This is a genomic window from Exiguobacterium algae, from assembly GCF_018617875.1.
GTDB classification, from domain to species: domain Bacteria; phylum Bacillota; class Bacilli; order Exiguobacteriales; family Exiguobacteriaceae; genus Exiguobacterium; species Exiguobacterium algae.
Genome location: NZ_JACSKZ010000005.1, coordinates 131,128 through 155,589, shown reverse-complemented (window position 1 = coordinate 155,589; position 24,462 = coordinate 131,128). Strand labels below are relative to the sequence as shown.

General features: G+C 50.6%; 24 protein-coding genes. 10 read left to right on the top strand and 14 right to left on the bottom strand.

Features of this window, described 5'->3' with window-relative positions; translation table 11 throughout:
- Positions 1-119 precede the first annotated feature (119 nt).
- On the top strand, positions 120-872 hold the full coding sequence (locus KNP03_RS12055; protein WP_214829566.1) for a hypothetical protein: 753 nt from the start codon (positions 120-122) through the stop codon (positions 870-872).
- A 124-nt stretch (positions 873-996) separates the two neighbouring features.
- On the opposite strand, the gene speB is transcribed toward KNP03_RS12055, so the two are convergent.
- Together speB and speE are read right to left on the bottom strand one after the other, a co-directional pair.
- Positions 997-1,878 carry an agmatinase gene (gene speB / locus KNP03_RS12050; protein ID WP_214829565.1) on the bottom strand — a complete coding sequence of 294 codons (882 nt, stop codon included), beginning with the start codon at positions 1,876-1,878 and terminating at the stop codon, positions 997-999.
- Complete coding sequence (gene speE / locus KNP03_RS12045) at positions 1,875-2,714, bottom strand: polyamine aminopropyltransferase (protein ID WP_214829564.1); 840 nt, start codon at positions 2,712-2,714, stop codon at positions 1,875-1,877. The genes speB and speE overlap by 4 nt, the downstream gene beginning before the upstream one ends.
- Before the next feature lie 203 nt (positions 2,715-2,917).
- Between speE and KNP03_RS12040 the strand changes: the two genes are divergently transcribed.
- The 4 genes from KNP03_RS12040 to cls all read left to right on the top strand — a co-directional run bounded on the left by KNP03_RS12040 (position 2,918) and on the right by cls (position 7,133).
- On the top strand, positions 2,918-3,865 hold the full coding sequence (locus KNP03_RS12040; RefSeq protein ID WP_214829563.1) for an EAL domain-containing protein: 948 nt from the start codon (positions 2,918-2,920) through the stop codon (positions 3,863-3,865).
- Between the two features lie 92 nt (positions 3,866-3,957).
- On the top strand, positions 3,958-5,142 hold the full coding sequence (locus tag KNP03_RS12035) for a chloride channel protein (RefSeq protein ID WP_214829562.1): 1,185 nt from the start codon (positions 3,958-3,960) through the stop codon (positions 5,140-5,142).
- 65 nt (positions 5,143-5,207) lie between these two features.
- The gene (locus KNP03_RS12030) at positions 5,208-5,558 is read left to right on the top strand and encodes a hypothetical protein (RefSeq protein ID WP_214829561.1); all 351 of its coding nucleotides are present in this window, start codon (positions 5,208-5,210) and stop codon (positions 5,556-5,558) included.
- A 45-nt stretch (positions 5,559-5,603) separates the two neighbouring features.
- Positions 5,604-7,133: a cardiolipin synthase gene (gene cls, locus KNP03_RS12025; RefSeq protein WP_338082735.1), complete on the top strand. Its 1,530-nt coding sequence runs from the start codon at positions 5,604-5,606 to the stop codon at positions 7,131-7,133.
- On the opposite strand, the gene KNP03_RS12020 is transcribed toward cls, so the two are convergent.
- The 8 genes from KNP03_RS12020 to ypfJ form a co-directional block, all read right to left on the bottom strand.
- Positions 7,109-7,642, bottom strand: coding sequence for a TVP38/TMEM64 family protein (locus tag KNP03_RS12020; RefSeq protein WP_214829557.1), 534 nt, complete (start codon positions 7,640-7,642; stop codon positions 7,109-7,111). The two genes, cls and KNP03_RS12020, sit on opposite strands and share 25 nt — an antisense overlap.
- 72 nt (positions 7,643-7,714) lie before the next feature.
- Positions 7,715-8,980 carry a dicarboxylate/amino acid:cation symporter gene (locus KNP03_RS12015; protein WP_214829554.1) on the bottom strand — a complete coding sequence of 422 codons (1,266 nt, stop codon included), beginning with the start codon at positions 8,978-8,980 and terminating at the stop codon, positions 7,715-7,717.
- 150 nt (positions 8,981-9,130) lie between these two features.
- Positions 9,131-9,634, bottom strand: a complete 504-nt coding sequence (locus KNP03_RS12010) for a YwhD family protein (protein WP_214829553.1) — start codon at positions 9,632-9,634, stop codon at positions 9,131-9,133.
- A 65-nt stretch (positions 9,635-9,699) separates the two neighbouring features.
- Entirely contained in the window at positions 9,700-11,052 is a 1,353-nt protein-coding gene (locus KNP03_RS12005; RefSeq protein ID WP_214829551.1) for a PTS transporter subunit EIIC, read from the bottom strand.
- A 13-nt stretch (positions 11,053-11,065) separates the two neighbouring features.
- Entirely contained in the window at positions 11,066-11,980 is a 915-nt protein-coding gene (gene murQ, locus KNP03_RS12000) for an N-acetylmuramic acid 6-phosphate etherase (RefSeq protein ID WP_276313835.1), read from the bottom strand.
- 136 nt (positions 11,981-12,116) lie between these two features.
- On the bottom strand, positions 12,117-12,581 hold the full coding sequence (locus tag KNP03_RS11995) for a GNAT family N-acetyltransferase (RefSeq protein ID WP_214829547.1): 465 nt from the start codon (positions 12,579-12,581) through the stop codon (positions 12,117-12,119).
- Complete coding sequence (locus tag KNP03_RS11990) at positions 12,578-13,426, bottom strand: MurR/RpiR family transcriptional regulator (protein WP_214829545.1); 849 nt, start codon at positions 13,424-13,426, stop codon at positions 12,578-12,580. The genes KNP03_RS11995 and KNP03_RS11990 overlap by 4 nt, the downstream gene beginning before the upstream one ends.
- A gap of 98 nt (positions 13,427-13,524) precedes the next feature.
- The gene (ypfJ, locus tag KNP03_RS11985) at positions 13,525-14,379 is read right to left on the bottom strand and encodes a KPN_02809 family neutral zinc metallopeptidase (RefSeq protein WP_214829543.1); all 855 of its coding nucleotides are present in this window, start codon (positions 14,377-14,379) and stop codon (positions 13,525-13,527) included.
- Between the two features lie 118 nt (positions 14,380-14,497).
- Here ypfJ and KNP03_RS11980 point away from each other — a divergent pair, with 118 nt between their 5' ends.
- Positions 14,498-14,719, top strand: coding sequence for a 2-hydroxymuconate tautomerase (locus KNP03_RS11980; protein WP_276313834.1), 222 nt, complete (start codon positions 14,498-14,500; stop codon positions 14,717-14,719).
- Positions 14,720-14,755: 36 nt separating this feature from the next.
- On the opposite strand, the gene KNP03_RS11975 is transcribed toward KNP03_RS11980, so the two are convergent.
- Positions 14,756-16,339, bottom strand: coding sequence for a Na/Pi cotransporter family protein (locus KNP03_RS11975; protein WP_214829541.1), 1,584 nt, complete (start codon positions 16,337-16,339; stop codon positions 14,756-14,758).
- A gap of 22 nt (positions 16,340-16,361) precedes the next feature.
- Positions 16,362-17,657: an HD domain-containing protein gene (locus KNP03_RS11970; protein WP_214829539.1), complete on the bottom strand. Its 1,296-nt coding sequence runs from the start codon at positions 17,655-17,657 to the stop codon at positions 16,362-16,364.
- A gap of 107 nt (positions 17,658-17,764) precedes the next feature.
- Between KNP03_RS11970 and KNP03_RS11965 the strand changes: the two genes are divergently transcribed.
- The 4 genes from KNP03_RS11965 (at position 17,765) to KNP03_RS11950 (ending at position 21,573) form a co-directional block, all read left to right on the top strand.
- A complete protein-coding gene (locus KNP03_RS11965) occupies positions 17,765-18,607 on the top strand; it encodes a lipoate--protein ligase family protein (protein WP_214829537.1) in 843 nt (280 codons plus the stop codon).
- Between the two features lie 5 nt (positions 18,608-18,612).
- Positions 18,613-19,458 carry a DegV family protein gene (locus tag KNP03_RS11960; protein WP_214829535.1) on the top strand — a complete coding sequence of 282 codons (846 nt, stop codon included), beginning with the start codon at positions 18,613-18,615 and terminating at the stop codon, positions 19,456-19,458.
- Between the two features lie 319 nt (positions 19,459-19,777).
- Positions 19,778-20,725, top strand: coding sequence for a lipoyl synthase (lipA, locus tag KNP03_RS11955; protein WP_338082734.1), 948 nt, complete (start codon positions 19,778-19,780; stop codon positions 20,723-20,725).
- Between the two features lie 17 nt (positions 20,726-20,742).
- Complete coding sequence (locus KNP03_RS11950) at positions 20,743-21,573, top strand: lipoate--protein ligase family protein (protein WP_214829531.1); 831 nt, start codon at positions 20,743-20,745, stop codon at positions 21,571-21,573.
- A 40-nt stretch (positions 21,574-21,613) separates the two neighbouring features.
- Here the strand turns inward: KNP03_RS11950 and amyS are convergent, their stop codons facing one another.
- Positions 21,614-23,158: an alpha-amylase gene (gene amyS / locus KNP03_RS11945; RefSeq protein WP_214829529.1), complete on the bottom strand. Its 1,545-nt coding sequence runs from the start codon at positions 23,156-23,158 to the stop codon at positions 21,614-21,616.
- Positions 23,159-23,330: 172 nt separating this feature from the next.
- Positions 23,331-24,458: a YfbR-like 5'-deoxynucleotidase gene (locus KNP03_RS11940; protein ID WP_214829527.1), complete on the bottom strand. Its 1,128-nt coding sequence runs from the start codon at positions 24,456-24,458 to the stop codon at positions 23,331-23,333.
- Positions 24,459-24,462: the final 4 nt, after the last annotated feature.

The following is a 24,462-nucleotide window of genomic DNA, read 5'->3' as shown; positions in this document are numbered from 1 at the left end:
CTTCATCGATTCGACTTTCTTGTCAGCCTAATGGCTCTTCCGACAACAAAATCTTGTTCATTCACACCACGACATCTTCTGCGACGTGTATACGTCCCTACTAAAGGAGAGACACCAACATGAAAAAATGGACACGCCCTCAGATCGTACAAGCGCTACAGCTAGCGGCTCAAGAATTCGCCGAGCTTGATTCCAAACGATACAGCATTTGGTCGCAAGACAAAAATGTGCCATCGTTATCTACCGTGATCCATCAATTCGGGTCATGGCGTGAAGCATTGGTCGCAGCACAAATCCAACTCTCTTTCCAATACTATTCAGACGAAGATATCCTCAAAGCCTTGAATCTAGCAGCAGAAGAGTTACCCCTTTTCACCAGCCAGACATATCGAGAATGGTCTAAAGTGACCCGTTCGCCTTCTCTCACCCTCATCAGCAGCCGGTTCGGATCATGGTCAAATGCCCTTCGGGAAGCAAAACTGCAAACTACCGCCGCCAAAAACAGTGAAGAACGAATCATCCAGGCCTTGATTGAAGCCTCGGAGGAACTCGAGCGATTGACTTCACAACATTATGCAGTGTGGGCACAAGAGCGTGGCTATCCGACAGTCGCCACTATCGCACGCAAATACGGATCATGGAGTTACGCCCTGTTCGTTCTCGACATCGCGCCACCGAAACGGAAGTGGGACGAAGAAGATGTGATTGAGGCACTCCGACTCGCTAAAACAGAGTTGCCCCATTTCAGCATCCTCCACTATCGGAAGTGGGCAGAGGGACGAAACGTTCCAAGTACATCTACCATCAACGTCCTGTTCGGCAGTTGGACAGCCGCGTTGAAATGCATGCAAGAGCAGAAAGTGACGCAATAATAAAATCCGTCTTCGATTGACGGATCCGGTTTACATGGAAGTGCCGTCCGTTTTGGAGGGCACTTCTTTCTATACAGAAAAGACGCACACCGTTTATTGGTGTGCGTCTGCTTCATGTAGCTGCTTATTTCACAAATCCAATCATCATCTCACGAAGAATTTTCGCTGCCGCGATGGCCGTCATATCCGACTGGTCATACGCAGGCGATACTTCGACGAGGTCCGCCCCGATGATCTCAAGGTCCGCATTCGCAATGGCATGAACCGCTTCGAGCAATTCTTTCGTCGAGATGCCACCGATTTCTTGCGTACCTGTTCCCGGTGCTGCCGATGGATCGAGTACATCGATATCGATCGTGACGTACACTTTCTTCCCGGCGAGTGTCGGGAGCACACGTTTGAGTGGCTCGATGACTTCGAATTTATGCATGTTGTAGCCAACTTCTTCTGCCCACTCGAACTCTTCTTTCATCCCTGAACGGATCCCGAACGAGTAACAGTTCGATGGTCCAATCAAGTTTGCCGCTTTTTTAAGTGGTGTCGAGTGTGAGAGCGGCTCCCCTTCGTACTCATCACGGAGGTCCGTATGCGCGTCCAGGTGCAAGATGACGAAATCATCGCCATACACATCGTGCATCGCTTTAATGATTGGCCATGTGACAAGGTGTTCGCCACCCATACCGAGCGGGAACTTCCCTGCTTCCACGATTTCTTTGACAAACGATTCGATCATGTCGAGCGACTTCGGTGCGTTTCCGAACGGAAGCGGGATGTCTCCGGCATCGTAAACTGCCGCATCAGCCAAATCTCCGTCAAGATACGGACTGTATTCTTCGAGTCCGATCGATACTTCACGAATCCGGTTCGGACCGAAACGCGAGCCCGGACGGAAACTGACCGTCCAGTCCATCGGCATGCCGTAAAGAACCGTCTTCGCCTCTGTCACCTCCGGGAGGCTGGCGATAAACACTTTACCTGAGTAGGCTTCGTCAAAACGTTTAATCATTTTGTTAAATCCTCCACGAATTTCGGAAGGACGAACGCTGCATTGTGAAGCTTCGGTGTGTAGTACTTCGTTTCGATGTCATGGAAACGCTCAGCTGATACTTGTTCCGGGTCGTACTTCTTCGAACCGATTGTGAACGTCCACATGCCGCTTGGGTATGTCGGAACGTTCGCTGTGTAAAGCTTCGTAATCGGGAAAATTTCTTTTACGTCGCGTTGAACCGTCTGAATGAGTTCCGGAGTAAACCATGGGTTATCCGTCTGTGCGACAAAGATGCCATCCTCTTTGAGCGCTTTTGAAATGCCCGCATAGAATCCTTTCGTGAACAAGTTCGCCGCAGGTCCGACCGGTTCTGTCGAATCGACCATGATGACATCATACTCGTTCTCCGACTCAGCGATATGCATGAACCCGTCCCCGACGATGACTTCCACACGCGGGTTGTCGAGTTCGCCAGCGATGTTTGGCAAGTACTTCTTCGAATATTCAATGACTTTCCCGTCGATATCGACGAGAACCGCTTTTTCAACTGATGGGTGTTTCATGATTTCACGAATGACACCACCGTCTCCTCCACCGACAACAAGCACGTGTTTTGGATTCGGGTGTGTGAAGAGTGGGACGTGTGCCACCATCTCGTGATAGACGAATTCGTCCTTATCCGTCGTCATGACCATCCCGTCAAGTAACAACATTGTTCCGAACTCGTCCGTTTCGACCATTTCTAGTCGTTGAAACTCCGTTTGTTCGCTCTCATAAACGTGGTTTACACGGAACGTGATTCCGTAATCTTCTGTTTGGTGCTCCGTAAACCATAATTTTAATTTTTGGTCCATCGATAGAACCCCTTTCTATTCAAAAAGTTGTTCGTATGCGAGTGGCGTTTTGAGGCGCTTCTTAATCATACGATAGGAAGTATACAAAACATGTACCCATTTTGCACGATTTTTTTATTGAATACGTAAGGATTGTGAGATTTTTGTGAGGTCATTCCGATATATTGAATGAACTCATTTTATTTTTAGAAAGGCGGAACGTTATGTGGTCTTCTTGCCCCTCTTGCAGTTTACACATTTCCTTCATTGAATCCGGTCTATTAATCGCTGGCGACAAGCGCTATCCTTACGCCTCGTATGATGAGCTCTCCGAAAAATTGACTCAGGTCGAAGGTCCGGTCCAGTGCGTGAATGAACAGACGCACCAGTCCACACCTGTACTGGCTGCTGACGAACTGATCGAGCAACTGCGTCATCGAAACATCCTCGAGTTGATTCAACACGGCGCGTTCGAGAGTCACCTCCAGCCCATCCTCTCGCTTGGATCCGGCGAAACGTTTGGCTATGAGGCTTTACTTCGGAGCCGGGATCACGTCTCCCCCGGCGAACTTTTCCGTACGGCGAACCGGTTCGGCCTCCACTCTAAACTCGACCAGCGGGCACGTGCCGAGGCCATCAAAGCTACGGCGAATGTCGTCCCCACACACGAAAAGACGTTCATCAACTTTTTGCCCTCGACGATTTATAACCCGGATTATTGCCTGCAGCACACATTTGACATCATCGACCGTTACGGATTAAGCCCGGACCGTTTCATCTTTGAAGTGGTCGAGACGGAAAAAGTGCACGACGTCGCTCACCTGCAACATGTCTTTGCCACCTACCAGAAACGCGGGATGCAAGTGGCGCTTGATGACGTCGGCGCCGGTTTTTCGACACTCGACATGTTAAAGCGCTTAAAACCGGATTATGTCAAAATCGACCGGTCCTATGTCTCATTTTGCGACCAGGATGCCGAGAAACGGGCTTTTCTCAAACAAGTCCGTCAATTGACGCATTCTATGAACATCACCTTACTGGCCGAAGGAATCGAACGTGCAGAGGAAGTGGACGTTTGCCGCGAGCTCGGTTTCGACCTCGCACAAGGGTACTTCTTCGGGAAACCTGTTGCACCAAATTCCATAGCGCCAGCTCATTCAATGCCACTCTGAGAAAGAGTGGTTTTTTATGTTTCGGGTCCGATGGTTCAGGAGATAGGAGGAGTAGACATTCAAAACGAGCCCGTCAAAAAGGGGGGAGATTGGTGAAGGCACTGATCGTACATGTGTATGCCATTCTACTTGGCATATTGATTGGATTGGTCAGCTGGTTGTTCTTATTGGTTGTCTATCGAGGAATTCACTTTGTTTGGCATACCGTCCCCGAACGAATCGACATTCCTTTTTATGCTGTTTTCGTCCCTGTCCTCGTCGGAATCGTGATCGGTTCCCTGCAACAGCGATATGGACGAATGCCACGACTTATGCCCGAGATTTTAGAAGAACGAAAAACCTCCGGTCGAATCGACTACCGCACAATCGGATTTACGACGGTGACCGCCCTTCTCGTCTTGGTCGGCGGCGCGAGCCTCGGTCCCGAAGCCGCCCTCGTCGGTATCGTCGGCGGACTGACGACCTGGTTTTCCGAGCGACTTCGCTACGTCCGGCGGGAATTGAATGAACTGCAGGAAGTAGGGCATTCGGTCGTGCTCGGGATTGTATTCAACGCCCCGTTGTTCGGTGCCCTCGCCGCTGAGGAAACCGAGCATAAAAAGCAACCGATGCTCAACCTAGTCGCTACAATCGCCGGACTCGGGACATTTTATTTACTGAACCGGGTCGACGAACGTCCCCCTTTCATCATTAAGTTCCCGACAATTGACTCCTTCCAGTTCTCCCCTGCCATCCTGCTCATCATCGTTACCGGAATGGCGTTTGGATGGTTTTACCTGGTCGGGGAGCACGCCTTGTTGCAATTGTCCGCCCGGGTCCCGATTTTCCCGTTGGCACTGTTGGGAGGAATCGGTATTGGTGCGATGGCTTACTTCTATCCGGATTTATTGTTTTCAGGAGAAGAGACGATCTTGGAGTATTTCGAGGAATGGACGCGTATTCCAATGTTCACACTACTCTTCTTCAGTTTAATGAAACTCGTGTTTACGGCCTTCTGTTTGGCGACGGGCTGGCGAGGGGGGCACATTTACCCACTCCTCTTCTCTTCCTTCACACTCGGCTACTTCTTCAGTTTGTGGTTCAATCTGGACGGCACGCTAGCGGTCGTCATCGCCACGAGTGCCTTACTGGCGACCGTCATGCGTCAGCCTCTTGCCGTGATTGTTCTGCTCGTCCTGTTCTTTCCTCCGAACAGCTGGCTCTATGTATTCGGAATCGTCGCCATCGTCTCACGAATTCCGCTACCTGCATTCGTGCAGCATCCGGTAAACAATTGATTTCAGTGTAAAGAAAAAGGGTATGAAATGAATAGTTATACAGTGCTTGGAAAGGAGGAAAGGTTATGAGCGAATACAATATGGCAGTAGAAAACCTCATCGATGCGGTCAGTTCGGATTGGATTAGCATTATTTTGGCGATTTTAGTCGTCCTCCTTGGAATTGTCGTCTTTATTTTTGTCGTCATGACAATCGTCGATATGTTTTTATCAAAAGACTTCCTCTGGGGAATCGTCGAAATCGTTGCTCTTTTTGTCGGTCTCGCCGTCCTGCTCTCCGTCTTTTATTACTGGAACCGGAATCGAGCAAAAGCGCAGTTTGCCCTCTTCCTCGTCCTCTTCTCATTTGCTGTCAATATTTACTTCTTCGTCCGTTACGCTGATGAAATCAACGCAGTACTAAACAGTGTGTACTAAAAAGACGAGGGGAGATTCCCCTCGTTTTCATCGTTCAGAAAGTAGGTGTCCAGTTTGAAACGTCGTGTCATTCAGTTCATTGCAGCGATTGCCATCCTCATATTATTGTTAATTGTGCTCTTTTGGATCGATGCGTTGCTTCCCATACTCATCTTCATTGCCATCGTGATGCCTTTTGTCATCGGCTGGCAAATTTTATTTGATCAAGTGCAGCCCCAAGGGAAGTTAGCTTGGTTGCTCACTGTCTTCTTCATCCCGTATTTCGGTGCGTTCGCCTGGGTACTATTCGGTAGAACGCCGCGTCGCCATCGCCGCATTAAACGAACCTCCACAGAAATCCGGATGTTGCGCCAGGCCATCGAGAGTGAACAAATCGAAACATCGCCCGACCTCGTCACCGCCTATCCGCTGACACGCACGCTTGAAAAACTCGGAGCGACCGGTGCCGACGGACACACTTCCACAAAACTGTTGGTGAATGGCGAGGCAAAATTTGAAGCGGTCTTACAAGCGATCGAACAAGCGACCGACCACATCCACCTTCAATACTATTTATTCCGTACAGATGAAATTTCTCTGAAAGTTCGAGATGCACTGATCAAAAAATCCAATGAAGACGTTACCGTACGGTTTTTGTATGACGGTTTAGGCAGTCAAGAAATCGGTGAAGATTTCATTCGACCCCTCCGCGATTCGCGGGTTCACGTTGAGGCCTTCGATCCGGTCGTCCATCCGCTTCTCGTCTTCAATGCCAATTTCCGCAATCACCAAAAACTGATTGTCATCGATGGTCGCATTGCTTTTACGGGTGGCCTGAATGTCGGTGACGAATATTTAGGGAAAGACGAAAAACTCGGATTTTGGCGCGACACCCACCTTCGTTTGGAGGGACCGCTCGTCCGAGAATTACAACAGCTATTCGTTGAAAACTGGCTATACGCCGGTCATGGTGCCCGTGAGGAGACATGGGACCTGTTTGCGGATGAGACGAACCTTCCCCGCTATTTTGTGAATGAACCCCAAGGGAAAAACGGGGCTACTCAACTCCTCGTGACGTCCCCGGGACAGGACGTGACCATTCGCGACGGATTGATCCGATTGTTGATGGAGGCAAAAGAGTCCATTTGGATCACGACGCCTTACTTGATCCCGCCACCAGAACTGCTCGCCATCCTCGAGGTCGCCAGTAAAAGCGGCGTCGACATCCGGCTCGTCGTCCCGGGAAAAGGAGACGAATGGTTCAGCTTCCACGCCTCGGAGTATTATTTTGAGGAACTGCTGAAACGCAACATTCGGATTTATAAATACAACCGACATTTTATTCATGCGAAAACCTTGCTCATCGACGGGAAGATTGCACTCGTCGGCTCGGCGAATTTTGATTTTCGCAGCATGTATTTGAATCACGAGATGATGATTGCCCAGTTTGATACGACTTCCATCCAAGAACTGCATGAAACGTTTTTAAACGACTTCGAAGAATCCATCCAGGTGGATTGGGCAATGCTACGGAAAAAATCAACCGTTAAACGATTCGCTGAAGCATTCTGTCATATCTTCTCGCCACTCCTTTGAAGCGTCCGCCACAGGAAATATGCACAGACGACAATTACGACGAGGATGAGTTGCCAACCGATGGTCAAACGCAATGCCGCACTGACTGCCAGCGCCTCCATGAACAGCGCGGGCACCTTGCCTAGCGTACTCGCTGTCGCAAAAGAAAGAAGCGACATTCGGCTGAACGCAGCGGATAGCGTGACAAGACCCGACGGCACGAACGGCATCAACCGCATCCCCAGGACGAGGAACCACGCCTCTCCTCCTTGCGTATCCCGTAGCCGTTTAAACCGCTCCCCTTTAGGTGAGCTGTACCGATGAAGCGCCGTTCGATAAAGCCAAAAGCTGAGAACGGCACCAATCGCCTCTCCTAGAATCGAGACGAGAACACCTGGACCAAACCCGAGCATACTTACGTTGATTGCAGTCAAAAAAGCGCTCGGTACGACACCCGAAACAGCAATCAAGCTATTCAAACCAATACTGACGACAATAAATAACGGGATCGGGAGGAGCTCCCATTCCATAAGGCATCCCTCTCTTTTCAAAAATAAGGACCACAACGTCTGTTGTGGTCCTTTACTGTATCATAGTGCTTCTTAAGATGTCGCGCCTGCTTCATCCCATGCTTCTTCATCCACTGGAGGAAGGTGTTTCTCTTCAAGCTTCGTGACAACAACCGCACATGTCGCATCACCTGTAATGTTCACCGCTGTGCGGAGCATATCTAGGATCCGGTCGACACCGATGATCAACGCGATTCCTTCAACAGGCAAGTTGACCGATTGCAAGACGAGCGCGAGCATGACGAGCCCTACACCCGGTACCCCGGCTGTCCCGATCGATGCGAGAACTGCCGTCACGACGACCGTCAACAGCTCGGCCGTTGTCAAGTTCGCCGAAAATACCTGGGCGATGAAGATTGTGGCGACCCCTTGCATGATTGCCGTTCCATCCATGTTGACCGTCGCTCCGAGCGGCTGGACGAAGGATGAAATCGAACGCGGTACGCCGAGTTTCGTTTGCGCGACTTCCATTGAGACCGGAAGTGTAGCGTTTGAAGAAGACGTCGAAAACGCGAACGTCATCGCTTCATAGAAGTTTTTGAAGAAGAAGACCGGACTCATCTTCCCGATGAAGTAGAGCGCGGCTCCGTAAACGATTGTCGCATGTAAGAACAACGTCAAGACGACCGCAGCCATATACCAGGCCATCGCCATCACCGCATCCAGACCGATTCCCCCGATTGCTGATGCGATCAAGGCGAACGCTCCGTATGGGGCGAGTTTCATGACCAAGTGAATGAGGTGCATCATAATCCGGTCACCCTGTTTGACGAAACGACGCCATGTCTTCGCTTTATCCCCAAGTGCAATCATGGCAAAACCGATGAGTGCAGCGAACACGATGATTTGAAGCATGTTGCCTTCAGCGAGCGCCGTGATCGGGTTCGTCGGAATCATGTTCACGAATGTTTGCACGATATTGGATGAATCTTCTGTTGCAGTTGATTCAAACTGTAAATTCTCTGTCCCAAAGGTTCCCCGTTCCCCTGGTTGAAGGACCGTCGCCACTCCCATCGCCAACATAATGGCGAGAGCTGTCGTCGTCAAAAAGAAGAGAATCGATTTCGTTCCGACACGTCCAAGTTCTTTCGGGTCCCCAAGACCCATTACTCCCAAGATGATGGAGAAGAACACGATTGGAACGACCAGCATTTTAATTAAGTTTAAAAAGATTGTACCTACCGGTGACAGTATGTAGGAATTCGCAACCTCATAAACATTATCCGGCAATCCAGCCAATCCAAGACCGACTAAAATACCGAGCGCGAGACCGAGTAAGATTTTTTTCGTTTCGCTCATCGTATCACCCTTTCTTATTCACAATGTAGATAGTATACCATATTACTGAATTTTCTTACAATTACAAAATAATATCATGTTCGTGACATCTCTTCATTTTATTTCCAAATTATAGATGCAAAAAAGATTGAGACGAAATCGTCCAATCTTTTACTCGGCGCGTAAACGCTCAAGTTCTTGATGAAGTTCTGTCGAATGCTCCCAAATCTCTGGGCGATGCTCTTGTAAGAATGTCGCTAAGACCTCACGTGATGGAGCGTCCATCATCTCGATCAACATGCGTCCTTTCAACGATTTATCCATTTGATTGACGTGATACGGCAATAGTTTATAACCTCGTCGCGTCTCGACGTCAATCAGCATATCACAAGCCGCTACGCCGCCATAATAAAATCCTTCAGGTTTTCGACCAACCGTCACCCAAACAATCCAATACAATTTCCCGTTCGGCACGGCTTCACGGTCCGTCAAAAATTTAATCCGTTTCTCGACGGCGGATTTTGCATGCATCGCACCCATATCGATGACTGCCGTCCCCGCTTCGGCATCAATGATGACCGGGGACATGTTGTTCAGACTGAGTGAACCGACGCCAAAACCACCATGACCGTCCGTCGCATCGTCTGAAATGATATTAAAATTAATGTCTTTCATGTTCCACCCTCCCTCTTTACTGTACACAATGAAACAGGGAGATGGCAATCGCGAGGACGTGATGGTTAGATTCCTTCAGCCATCTCCTCTTTAAAACCGAAGAGATACGTGAATACAAATCCTGCCCCGTATGAGATGAAAAGTCCTGTTAAATACACCATATATCTGCCGTCATCGATCAACGGGGTGAGGGTAAGGCCTGACACACCGATGCCGACTGCTGCCGTTTTCACCATGGCTTGAAATGCTCCGCCGACCGCCGCCCCGAGACAAGCGGTCAAAAAAGGACGTCCGAGCGGAAGCGTGACCCCGTATAGCAACGGTTCACCGATTCCAAGGAAACCGACCGGGATCGCCCCTTTGATGAGATTCCGAAGCCGTTCGTTCCGAGTTTTCACAAAAATCGCCATCGCGGCACCGACCTGGCCTGCCCCGGCCATTGCCAGGATCGGAAGCAGGGCCGTATTGCCGACCGTATGGATCAGTTCCAAGTGAATCGGGGTCAATCCATGATGTAAGCCAACCATGACAAGCGGTAAGAACAAACCGGCGAGGACCGCTCCTGCGACGGGTCCTCCCACTTCAAGCATCACTTCGATACTGTGCGTGACACCGTCGGATAATACCCCTGCCACCGGCATGATCGCATAAAGTGAGATGAAACCGACAAGCAACATCGTCAAAAGAGGTGTAAACAGAAGATCCACCGTATCTGGTATGACCCGTCGAACCCTTCGCTCCACCACCGTCATAAGCCACGCCGCGAACATGACACCGAACAGCCCGCCACGACCGACGACAAGCGGTTCATCGTACAAAACGATGTCTGAAAGCAACGGATTGAACAAAATCCCTCCAGCGATTGCGCCAAGGACCGGGGTTCCCTCAAACTCTTTCGCCGTATTCCAACCGACGAGAACAGCCAGGTAAGCGAAAATCGTACTGCCAAAGACGAGTAGGATTTGCATCCACGATACGGAGCGGTCGACGCCCATATTAATCGCAAAGTTGGCTCCGCCGTTAATCAGTCCGGAAGCGATGAGCCCCGGAATGAGTGGAATAAAAATATTTCCGACCTGACGAAGAATGCGACGAAAAGGGGAGCGGGCTGTCGAAAGGGTTTCACCTCCACTCCCCCTTTCTGTTTGGGAATCCGGTCGTTTCATCGCCTCACCTTCCGTCTCAGACAAATACGCGGCGACACGCGCCGACCTCCCCGGCCCGACTACAAGTTGAAGGGTCTCGTCTTCAATAACCTCGATGACCCCGTCCACACGTCGAAGATCTGATATTGTCACCTTGGTCGGATCATTCAAAGTCAACCGGACGCGCGTCATGCAATACGTCACCTGACGGATATTCCGTTTCCCTCCGACCTGTTCGAGGATTGCTTGCGCTAACACCTCTTCCTGAACCATGTCTACTTCCCCCTCATAAGGCATCCCGGACGAAACCGTCCGCTCGATCTAGACGTGCAATCGCATCCGGATAAGACACTCCGGTCAAAATCATGACAATCGCCACCTTGACTTGGCCATGCGCCTGCTCAAAATACATCCCTGCTTCTTCTTCCCCGACCCCCGTCGCCTCTGCGATGATTCGTCGTGCCCGCAACTTCAGTTTTTCATTCATCGGCTGAACATCAACCATCAAGTTCTCATACACTTTCCCCAGACCGACCATGGATGCCGTCGAAATCATATTGAGCACAAGTTTTTGCGCTGTTCCCGCTTTCAATCGGGTCGATCCGGTTAACACTTCCGGACCGGTTTCCACTTCAATTTTCAAATCGGCCAGTTGACTCAATGCCGCATGTGTATTGCATGAAAAAGCTATCGTGGTCGCCCCGACGTCTTGTGCGTATTCCAGAGCACCCATCACATATGGCGTCCTTCCGCTGGCAGCGATGCCGATGACGATATCCGATGACTGTAGACGAATCTCTCGCAAATCGTCTCTGCCTGTCTCTTTCTGGTCTTCCACATATTCGACGACACCAGCGAGTGCCGCGTCGCCTCCCGCAATGATTCCCATCACCCGATCCGGTGGGACACCGAACGTCGTGACACATTCTGCCGCGTCCATCACACCGAGCCGTCCGCTTGTTCCCGCTCCGATATAAATTAAGCGCCCGCCCCGCTGAAAGGAGGCAATGGTTTGCTTGACGACTTCCGTAATGACCGGGATTTGTCGTTTTATTGCGAGGGGGACCGAATGATCTTCGTCATTCATCACATGCAACAGGTCTTCCACCTTCATTTGATCCAGGTGCATCGTCCGGTCATTCCGCTGTTCTGTAGCCAATGGTTTTAACATCGTCATCACCCTTTCCGTTCGTGGACGCATTGTATTAAAACATACGTGTAACCCAGTACCATTATGTGAAGAGGACATGTCTTTTTCAATCAGTTGACGATTAAAAAAGACAATCCTGTCCGAACATCAGAATTGTCAGATACAAAAACCATTTAATCGGGACACGTTACGGTGTCTCGATTTCTTTTTTTAGGACATGGACCGATACACCGCGTCCGGTCACCGATTCCCGCTCATACACGTAACCGTTCCGTTCCCAGAATCGACGTCCCCGCTCGTTTTCCGGCAGGACACCTAAACGAAAGACATGATGGAATGGTCGCATATATTCCTGTTCGAGCTGTTCATATAAACGCTGGGCGGCACCTGTCCCTTGCAATGGCTCGTCGATGATGAACAGACCGAGCCAGAGGGAGCCGTCGACCGGGTGACGCTTCAATAAATCCGCAATGGCGACGATGTGATCATCTTGCTCCAACAGAAGGCTCACCGTCTCCTCCGCTTCAAAGTCGGACACGTTCTCATCACGAAACGCTTCTGCCGTTTGCCCGTTCATCGCGGCAAATCCGGTTTGACGCACTAAAAAGGCTTCGAGTTTTGTCTGGTCTGAGGGGGTGTACAATCGAATCATCGGCGTAATTTCACCATCTCATCCCGTGCTTCGGTATAGCGGTCGATGAGTCCTTCCCCTTTCCGATGAAGGAGACCCATGTAAAGTGTGTCGATGATGGTCAGTTGCGTCATCCGTGAAGCAATCGTTGCAATGCGGAGGTCGCTCTCCACGTTCGGTGTGCAAAGTCGGATCGTCGCTTCACGGTAAAGCGGTGATTTATCCAAATTCGTGATAGCGACGACCGGGACATTTTTCTTTTTGGCGAAGCGCACGAGTTCCAGTACGTCTTTCGTTCGACCCGACGTACTGATGGCGACGAACACATCCGTTGTTCCCAGATGCGGAATAAGAGACAGCATATAGTGAAAGTCAGGTGACGCCGTGGCGGCAAAGCCGAGTTTCGTAAATTTGTACTGGGCGTCCATCGCTGCAGTGGAGGAGCCGCCAACCCCATAGAAGACGACCCGGTTGGAGCGGGAAAAGACATCAATCGCCTGTTCGAGTTCACGCTTATCCATCGCTTCTGCACATGCCTCAATCGCCGTTTTGTTCACGTGAATGACTTTTTGAAACGAATCGTACGGCGTATCTTTACGCTGAAGAACATTAAAGTCCGTCAACGTCGTTTCGGTGACGGCCAAGTCCTTTACGAGCGCCAATTTGAACGCCTTGAAGCTGTCAATTCCGATCACACGTGCAAAACGAACGATACTGGCTTCAGAGACGTCTGTTTTATGTGCTAACTCTTTTGTCGTCATGTTTGGAATCAGCGTCGGATGCGATAACACGTATTCCGCGATTTTTTTCTCAACCGACGTCATATCGTCTTTCGCCAGATCGATTTTTGTAAGTAAGGATTCCATCGGGTCATTCCCTCCCTGCAACTAGTGTGTGCTTTTATGATAGCGGATTCTTGCATGACAATCCAATTTCGCCAAAAAAGGTCGAGCATTCGCCCGACCTATAAATTATTCGCGTTGAACGTGTCACCGCCTTGAATCGTTCCGTTCCGCAACCCTTCTTTGAACCAACGCACCCGCTGCTCCGAGGTGCCGTGTGTGAATGAATCGGGGGTCACATAGCCGCGCGCTTGTTTTTGTAACGTATCGTCACCGATTTGATGCGCTGCATTCAATGCCTCTTCCACATCTCCCGCCTCAAGGTAACCCAGCCCTTGTGCGTGATTCGCCCAAACGCCGGCGTAATAATCTGCCTGTAGCTCAAAGCGGACCAGGTACTTATTGAATTCGGTCTCGCTCATCTGATTCCGGAGCGGCATGATGTCTTCTGTCGTCCCGAGCAGTGTTTGTACATGATGCCCGACCTCGTGGGCGACGACGTAGGCCATTGCAAAATCACCCGGTGCATTGAAACGTTGACTGAGCTCATCGTAAAAGCTCAAATCAATGTACAGATTTTGATCACCCGGACAATAAAACGGTCCGACCGCTGTGCCGGCTATTCCGCACGCGGACTCGACCTGTCCGGAAAACAGGACGAGCGTCGGTTCACGATACACCAATCCGTTCTCTTCAAAAATGTCGGTCCAGACCTCTTCTGTATCTTTCAATACGACCGCCACAAAATCGGCCAGTTCTTCTTCCCGGGCTGTCCCTTGATAAGACTCACCCGTCTGAGGTTCGCCCAGTCCGATATTGTTGACGATATCACCTGTCCCTCCGCCGTTCAGTAAAGTGAAGACGATGACTAAAATCAATCCCAGTCCGCCGCCCACACCGGCGATTCCTTTCCCGCCGATCCGACTCCCCCTGCGGTCTTCGATGTTACGACTCTGCTGTCTGCCCTTCCATTTCATCTCTTGAACCTCCTACGACTAGTCTGTCCTTGTTATTACCCCATTTCCGGAAGGATTGAGCGTCCTGAAAAAGGAGCCGTTCATATTTTTCTTTTCTCGATTGGACAGATTCAATACAATGAAAGAGACTTCAACAAAGGAGGAACGGACAATGCCTTATGTAACAGTAAAAATGCTTCCGGGCCGCTCGGTCGAGCAAAAACGTGCCTTGATTGAAAAAGTGACGGATGCCGTGTCGGAAACGACGAACGCACCGAAAGAGAACATCACGGTCTTCATCGAAGAGATGGATGCAACGCATTATGGTCAGGCCGGTGTCATGCACGCAGATAAAAAATAACCCAACATCCCCGTTCCATAACTGGAGCGGGGATGTTTAGTCTTCCAGATTCACTTCAAACCGTTCACTCGGCACAGTCGGTTTGATTAGATGTCGTGTCGCCCGCCAAATGTGATAGCCGATTCGGTCTAACCAGAGCAGAACTTGTACTTTTTGAATCGTCTGTTCCATTTCAAGCTGATAGACAGCCGTCTCTTCGAGTAATTCGGATCGATGCATTTTTCGATACTCAGCCAATTGTTTGGATGCATGTTTCCACAGTTTCGAATCCTCAGCCGGTGTGTGATGATTCAAGCGCGTGACGAGCTCAAGCTCTTGCAGCACAAGCTGTTTCGCCGGTGAAAAGTCCGTATCCCGTAACGCCGTCGCCGGCTCCACTTCACGAATCACATAAAGCCAGCGTTCTAAATGATCGATTGTGTGGAGCAAGGACAAATGCTGACCGTAGTCATTTTGTTTCGCTTCCCCCTCCAATTGAATCGTACTTAAGAAGACGCGGACGTCACTCAACGTTTTGTCCACAAGCTTCAACTCGTCTTCACGTATTTTACCCGTTCGAAGCAATAACTGTGTCTCTTTCCCTAGGAACCGCTCGATTTCAATGAGTGACCGTCGGGCCGCCTCCAGCGCGACCGTCGGGAGTTGGGACATGTTCGGGTCGAGGAAGCGGATCAATTTTTCCGACCGGCTCGGCACCCACTTCAGCAACCGGTTGGCGAATGACTCATAGAACGGGAGAAAGAGCGCGATCCCTAACAAGAGGAACGTCGTATGGAACAGCGCGAGACGCAGAAGATCGTTCCACTGAAACCAGTCCGCCACTCGATTGACGAGGGCGAATAAAATCGGAAACGTCAGCCAGCCAACCAACAAGATGGAAACATGATACACCAAGTGCCCCAAGACGATGCGACGTGCTGACTTCCACCCTCCCAGTGATCCGATGGCGACGACGAGACTTGTCCCCGTACTCAGTCCGATCACGAGAAGAGCAGCTTGCGGGAGGGTCACGGTCGACGTTGTCAAAGCCGTCATCGTCAAAACCAATCCCAAAGTCGATGATTGCAGCACCGCCGTCATTAGAAACCCGATGCCAATTAAAAGAAGGCGTTGAACGAGCGTCGTCCCTTCTTGACCGAACGAAAAAGTGACGACGTCTCCCATGGCTTCCTGTAACGTTCCGATGCCGACAAAAATAAGGCCGATACTGACGAGCAACATGCCGAACCGTTTAAAACGGGACCCACTTAAACGAAACACCATCCCAATCCCGATCAACGGGAGGAACAGTTGCCTAATGTCGAGGTTGTATCCGAGTAATGCGATGATCCATCCCGTCGTCGCATTCCCGGCATTTGCCCCGATGATGAGCGGTAACGATTGCGTGAACGTGATGAGGCCGGCACTCACAAAACCGATGGTCATGAGTGTGGTCACGGTTGACGATTGAAATAACGTGGTCAATGTCGCACCGAACAAGGCACCTGACCAGGCCCCGCCCGTGAATTGATTCAAGCGACGACGCAGTCTCATCCCCGCCCAATTTTTCAAGGTGTCCGTCAGTAGCGTCATTCCGAGTAAAAAAATCCCCATCCCGCCGAGTAGCGTCACGATGTCCATCGTCTCACTCCCCTTTTAGCGCTTATTCCCCTTTCAATGTCGACAGCAACCAGGATTTCTCCGTCGCCTGCTCTTTCAGATTGAGTAAAACGTCTTCCGGATAATAGATTTTTTCATCCGACTGTCTGGAGTTCAAAATCGATTGGACGAGCATCGAGACTTCCGAGATTTCCTTTCGCTCCCCGTCATTCATCTGAAGGAAAATCCCTTCGTACTTCCCTTGCCCTTTGTATAAGTCATACGGCAACTGACTCAGTTGGTCCTCCAGCAGATAGTATTTCGGCGGCAACCCGATCGTCTCCATCGTTTTGCGCATGCGTTCCATATAACGAACCCGGTTCGCCTCAGAGAAGTTTTTATATTTCAACAGTCTCCGGTTGACGAAACGACTTGCCAAATCCGCCAAAATCGCGTCTTCTTCGTCCATCCATTCCTGGAAATAGAAATACACGACCGTCTCGTCTAACTTCAAATATTGCTCAAGCGACATCGTATTCCGTTCGAAAATCGGAAGAAAATGACGGGGTGTCATGTTGAAAGCATAACCTGCTTCATATAACTCCTGGGCCCGTTCCAAAATCGCTTTGAGCAACAGGTCACTCGAACGGGTCGCCGGATGCAGATACACTTGCCAGTACATTTGGTAGCGCCGCATGATATAGTCCTCAATCGTGTGCATCCCCGACTGTTTGACGACGACCTGATCCTCATCCGGACGAAGCACACGGAGCATGCGCTCTAAATCAAACTTTCCATAACTGACCCCGGCAAAGTGTGCGTCCCGCAACAAATAATCCATCCGGTCGACATCGAGCTGCGAACTGAGCATATTCACAATCAGACGGTTCGGGTGTGTTTTATTGATGATGGCTGCGACTTCTTCGGCAAACCCGACGCCCATCTCTGACAGCACCTGATTCACCTCGGTGTCGCCCAAAATGATTTGTTCTGTCCAGACTTCATGTCGAACTGAAAACACATGCTCAAATGCGTGTGAGAATGGACCGTGACCGACATCATGGAGCAACGCCGCCGCCAGTAGCAACTCCCGGTTCCGGTCATCCCACTCCGGGTACTGATGGAATTGATCAATCAGCTGACGGGCAATCTCATACACTCCGAGTGAATGGTGAAAGCGCGTATGCTCCGCGCCGTGGAACGTCAAGAATGACGTCCCGAGTTGCTTGATTCGGCGAAGACGCTGAAATTCTTTCGTGTTGATGAGTTCCCAAATCAGATGGTCGTAGACGTAAATATAACGATGGACCGGGTCCTTAAACACCTTTGACCCTGACAATTGACCGCGCGACGTATACATGACATGCCCTCCTACGTTTCGTTATGTTGTAGATTCGACTTCAAACGAATGGTTCCCTCCATGCTATAATGAGAAGGAAAATTATTTGTGAAAAGGAATTAATAAAGATGATTCATCCACTATTACGACAACCGACCTACCGGGTCATCGATCAATCCACGCTCGGGATGATGTTTCAGGCCGAGCAATCATTCGCGACGGACGACACGCTGTGTGCTTCGACACACGAACTCGGAGCCGTACTCCGGGCATGGGTGCACACGAACACGGTCGTACTCGGCATACAGGACGCCCGGCTCCCTCACCTGAAAGATGGGGTCCGCCATCTGCATGCGCAAGGTTTTCGTCCGGTCGTCCGTAACTCGGGAGGACTCGCCGTCGTCCTTGACGAAGATGTCCTTAACCTATCTCTCATTTTACCCGAGAATGATGGAATTCAAATCGATAGCGGATACGAGGCGATGACATCGCTCATTCAGAGCATGTTCGAAGACGTGACATCGAAGATTGTTCCTGGTGAAATCGTCGGCTCCTACTGTCCCGGCAGTTTCGATTTATCGATCGACGGTAAAAAATTCGCCGGCATCTCCCAACGCCGCGTCCGTGGGGGCGTCGCTGTTCAAATTTATTTGAGCGTCCGTCAAAGCGGGAGCGCACGGGCAGAAATCATCCGTGACTTCTATGACTTGGCCATCCAGGGAGAGCCGACCCGGTTCACCTATCCAACGATCGTTCCGGAGACGATGGCCTCCCTTGAAGAACTGCTTGGCATCCCACTCACCGTTCAGGATATGTTAGCCCGTGCCTATCGCGTCCTTTCTTCTGTGAGCAGCCTTCAATCTTCCACACTCACACCGGACGAACAAGCGACACTCGCCGGTCAGCTCGAGCGCATGTGGAAACGAAACGAAGGACTTCGAGAGATCGAACAACAACTAACCGAGGAGTGAAACCGATGTTCAAACTCATCACCGACACAGGTGCCGATTTGACACAGGAACAAGTGATCGAATACGGACTTGATGTCTTACCGCTCGGTGTCATCATCGACAATGAAGAGTTTTTAGATGGTGAGACCATCCAGTCAAAAGATGTGTACCAGGCGATGCGGGACGGCAAGACACCGAAAACGTTCCAAATCGAGGCATCCCGCATCGAGCAGTGCTTCCGTCAACACTTGGAAGCCAACGTGCCTTTCTTGTACCTCGTCTTTTCCGGAGAGCTCTCCGGTACATATCAGACGGCCGTCATGGTCGGGAACATGCTAAAAGAGGAGTATCCGGACCGCGTCTTCGATATCATCGATACACGCGCGGCTTCTGTCGGGCAAGGTTTGTTCGTCAAGACGGTCGCAACGTACAGTCAGGACCACACGTACGAAGAGACGGTCGCCTATGCCGCGTCCCTTGTCGGGAAAATCCGCCACCTCTTCACAGTCGAGTCGCTCGAATACTTGATGCGTGGTGGACGGGTCTCCAAAGCCAGTGCATTCATCGGGGACTTGTTGACCATCTTACCGCTCCTCACGGTCGAAGACGGGAAATTGGTTCCAATCGAAAAAATCAGGGGCCATAAAAAAGTGATGCGCCGCATGGTCGATTGGGTCGTCGAATCCAAATCGCTCGTCGAAAACGGTCATCTCTTCGTCGGTCACGGAGACGATGTGCCAAAAGCCGAACAGTTCGAGCAACTGCTCCGTGAACAAGTCCAACCGGCACAGATCACGAAAACGCTTGTCGGTTCTGCCATCGGTGCACATACCGGACCAGGACTACTTGTCATTGCATATTTTGAAGCATAAAGAAGAGACGGACATTCCAAATGGAATGTCCGTCTCTTCTTTCCCTGTTGCTTTACAAAACCTTTAGAATCAAAATCCGAATGACACAAAAAGACATGGAGGAACGAGCGTTGCCTCATCAACGCCCGCCCACTCCATGTCTGATTGGTTCAGATCATTGGTGCTTATTCAGGTGGTCAACAACAGTATAGCAACTCCATTTTCGGGAAACAATGACTCGAGTGAAAGCGTAACCATTTTGAAATAATATTTCTGAATTGTTACACACTTTTACGTAGTAGAGAAATAAAAAATTGGTGGTTCGTTTTTCCCTTCATTTTTGGTAAACTCAATTCGATACAGGTTAACTTTCAAAAAGGGGGTAATCATCTTGGCAAGAGGAGAACTCAAGCGAAAGCCAGAATGGTTAAAAATCAAACTCAATACGAACGAAACTTACACAGGTCTCAAAAACATGATGCGGGAGAAAAATTTACATACCGTATGTGAAGAGGCGAAGTGTCCAAATATTCATGAGTGCTGGGCGGTACGCCGGACGGCAACCTTCATGATTTTAGGAAGTATTTGTACGCGTGCCTGCCGTTTTTGTGCGGTCACGACCGGTAAACCGAACGAGTTGGACTGGGAAGAACCAAAACGCGTGGCCGAATCGGTCAAACTGATGAACTTGAAGCACGTCGTCATCACGGCGGTCGCACGTGACGACTTGAACGATTACGGGGCAACCGTATTCGCTGAAACAGTACGCGCTGTACGTGCCATGAATCCTGAGACCTCGATCGAAGTCTTGCCGTCGGACATGATGGGCGATTTTTCTGCCTTACAGACGTTGATTGATGCAGGTCCTGATATTATGAACCACAACTTGGAGACCGTTCGCCGCCTGACACCGAGAGTCCGTGCCAAAGCGACGTATGACCGTACCCTTGAATTTTTGAAACGCTCGAAAGAGTTGAACCCGGACATCCCGACGAAGTCGTCCATCATGGTCGGACTTGGGGAAACAAAAGAAGAGTTGATCGAGGCGATGGATGACTTACGGGCGCACAACGTCGACATCTTGACGCTCGGCCAATACCTGCAACCGACGAAAAAGCACCTTGACGTTGAACGTTACTATCACCCGGACGAGTTCGCCGAATTGAAAGAAATCGCGCTTTCAAAAGGGTTCTCACACTGTGAGGCCGGACCACTCGTTCGTTCGTCGTATCATGCGGATGAACAAGTACACAAGGCGCGTCGTCATACGATGCTGCCAATCGATTAAAAGAAAGAAGAGAGACAATGACTGGAACGACATGGCACTTACTCACAACCGAATCAAAGTCCCCGGCGGAGAACATGGCGATTGACGAAGCGATTGCCGGCTGGGTCGCAGAAGGTACTTTAAAACCGACGCTTCGCTTTTATTCCTGGACGCCGCACGCCATCAGTGTCGGACGTTTCCAGCGCGCGACACGTGACTTGGACCGGGAAGCACTCACTGCAAACGGAATACCGGTCGTCCGTCGCTTGACGGGAGGACGGGCCGTGTTGCACGCAGACGAATTGACGTATAGTGTCATCCTTCCTGAATCGACGCCGTCACTGCCCTCGAACGTGATTGAGAGCTACCGCCTGTTGACCGAGGGCGTCCGACGCGGTTATCACGCGCTCGGCGTCCCGGCCGAATTCTCGGTACCGCTCACCGAAGAAGATCGGGAAGCACTCCGTAAACCGAAGTCCGCCGTCTGCTTTGACGCCGCCTCTTACTATGAACTCGCGGTCGATGGCAAAAAGATTGCCGGCAGCGCTCAAGTGAGGCATCAGGGCGCAGTCCTTCAACATGGCTCCATCCCCCTCTCCATCGATGACGACGTGTTGTTTGACTGTTTCGCGATGGAAGATGCGGAAAAAGCAGACGCCAAAATCCGTTTTAGTGAAAAAGCCGTGGCTTTGAACGAGACATTGGACCGCTACGTGGCCTTTGACGAAGTCGCAGCCGCTTTCGAGCAAGGATTCCGTGACGCATTCGAGTTGACGTTCGAACCACTCGTCTTCACAGACGAGCAGCAAAAAGAAATCGACCGGCTCGTCGAAAAGTATGAGAGCGACGAATGGGTCTGGAAACGATGAAAACACGTCCCGCTTGGTGTCGGGACGTGCTTTTGTTTACTCATTGTTGTGTGTAAATCGATACGGATCCGCCGTTGACGAAAAACTCGCCCCATCCGTCGCCATTAATCGTGACGATCCGGCTGTTGTTCCCCGTCATATCTTTCCAAACCTCACCTGCGTTTTGGGTGCCGACATACATCCACTTCGACCCGCCCGGTCCGTCCGAAAGAATCGTCGCAAGACCGGATTTCGCCCGGTCACCGACGCCTTCACGTGTCCATCCCACCACATCCTGGTGGTCGAGATAGTCGTGCTGTGTGCCGTAGGCGAAATCTTTTCGTGCCTTCAAAATCGGTTGGAGAGACGCAGACATGTTCGGGATTTCATAGTTCGTCGTCCCTTTCGTCCCGTAGTAATCCCCATAGAAGAGGGCCGGATAACCTTGTCCCCGTGTCATGATGGTCGCATAGGCGAGCGGCTTGAACCAGTTCGCGACGGTCGACTCAAGTGCCTGTCCAGGCTGTGAGTCATGATTCTCGACAATCGTCACGGCGAGCGTCGGATGCTGTTCAACGACCGTCCCTTTCAGCAAGTTGCGCATATCATAGTATCCGCCACCATTTCCCGCCGCTTGGAAATTATAATGAAGCGGCACATCGAATACTGAGTGTGTATACCCTGTCTTCGCCAAATAATCATTGATGGCACCTAGGTCATTCTTCCAATACTCAGCGACCGTGAACATCTCTTTCCCTGTCGCCTGCCGGACACTCGTCACCCACTCCTTCAAGTAGGAATGATTGATGTGTTTCACCGCATCGAGACGGAAGCCGTCGAGTCCGAGTGAGTCCGCATACCATTTACCCCAATCCTTCATCTCTTGGCGCACTTCCGGATGCTCGAAGTCGAGGTCCGCATACATCAGGTAGTCGTAGTTCCCGTTCTCACCTGATACTTCCGTATCCCATGCCTTGCCCGTGCTCCGGAATTTATAAATCCGGCTCAAGCTTCGTGATTGGTCCCAATCCGTCCCATCAAAATGGTACCAGCGCCATTTGAATGGCGAATATGTATTGCCGCGACCCGAAAAATCAAACCCTGTCCAAGCCGAAATCGTGTACTCGCCAGACGTCTCCTGATTTCGGTTTGACGGATTGACTTCGACCGCCTGGACGGATTCCGTATAGTCGGCGCCTCCTTTATGGTTCATGACGACATCCCCGTACACACCAATCCCTTTTCCGTGAAGGTTTGAAATTGCCGATTGCAGCTGCGCTTTTGTTCCGTATTTTGTACGAACCGTCCCTTTTTGGTTGAACTCTCCAAGGTCGTATAAATCATACGCTCCGTACCCGACATCGTTTTGAGAGGTCCCTTTGTAGGCGGGCGGGATCCATACGGTCGAAATTCCGAGATCCTTCAAGTTCTGTGCATCACTTGATAACCGATTCCAATGTTGCCCGTCATTCGGTACGTACCACTCAAAATACTGCATCATCGTACCGTTCTGTGGTGTGGCCGATTGTGCGACCGGTTGCCCTGCAAGCAGTGCGATTGAGGTCACCCCGGCCACGAAAGCAAAGCCTTGACGTTTCTTCAACATGCCATTTTCCTCCTATAAAATATAATGAAAGCGCTTGCATTAATTATTGTGACGCATTCTGTATTCGTTGCCTAGACTCATATGGAAAAATGGTTCTCCTCGACTAGCTCAACGATGAAAAATAGTTCAGTAGACCAAAACAAAAACGGATGACCATGGCCATCCGTTTGTTTCAACTCGTCACATAATCCAAATCGTGCAAAATATAAGCGAGGAAGAAAATCATGCTCGGGTTCTCGTAACGCATCTGCACTTTACGCAGCTGTTCACGGTAGGTCACCTCATACTCCGCCCCATTCATTTTCCGTTCCATATTCATCTTGATCAACGCATCGAGCTTGTCCATCATGTCGACGAGCATCCCTTCATACGTGTCATCTTTTGATTCGACCATGTAACGGCGGAATGCCGGTTGCATATAGGACGGGAGAAAGGCCAGCAAGTTTTCACTCTCTGCTTTTTCATAGGCCTCAAACGCCGACCCGGTCTCTGCTGTCGAATGTTTTACCGGCCCGAGTACGTCCCCTGTCACGCCTTCGACGAGGTCGTGACAAAGGAGACGCGCGACCAGTTCGACCACGTCCACTTTGACGCCGTATTTTTCCTGTTCCAACAGTCCGCTGAACATTCCGAGGGCAGCGGCACGAAAACCATGGATCGCATCGTTGTCATCAATCGTGTTGAAGCGTCCCTTCCAACGCCGGACACTGTCCATGCGCATGACGTTCTCAATGAACGCAGCAACCCCCGTCCCGGTCTCGACTTGCTCGAAGAGCCATCTCACCGAGTTTACCGGATGCTCCCTCAATGATGCTTTCATCTCTTCAAATTTCTCATCGAAGTGTGGCGATCCGTGTGCCACTTCCCGACGGACGAACAACATCGCGTCGAACGAATCGATACCGTCGACCAACCGGCCTTCAAGCGAGTCATCTTCTGCTTCGACGAGAAAACGATGAAAGTGAGGGCGGAGCGACTGCGATAACAGCTCTACGAGACCGAGGCTTGCCGACCGCTCCATCCGTTCGATATGCCCGATGAGTGTCGGTTCTTTTTTCGTCCGGTGCATGATCGGTCCGGTCTGTACTTCATTCATGTCATGGAAAATCGCTTTTCCGAGCACATCTAATAAATTCATTTCATGTCCTTCGTTCATTTCATAAAAAGCGGCCATGAGACTGAACACGGCGACACGGAAACTGTGACTGGCTGCATTATCGTGGTAATGCGGTGCATACTCATCCCAGCGCTGCACATTTTGCATCCGCGTCATCTTCCGGATAAACGTACCGTTATGCATAAAA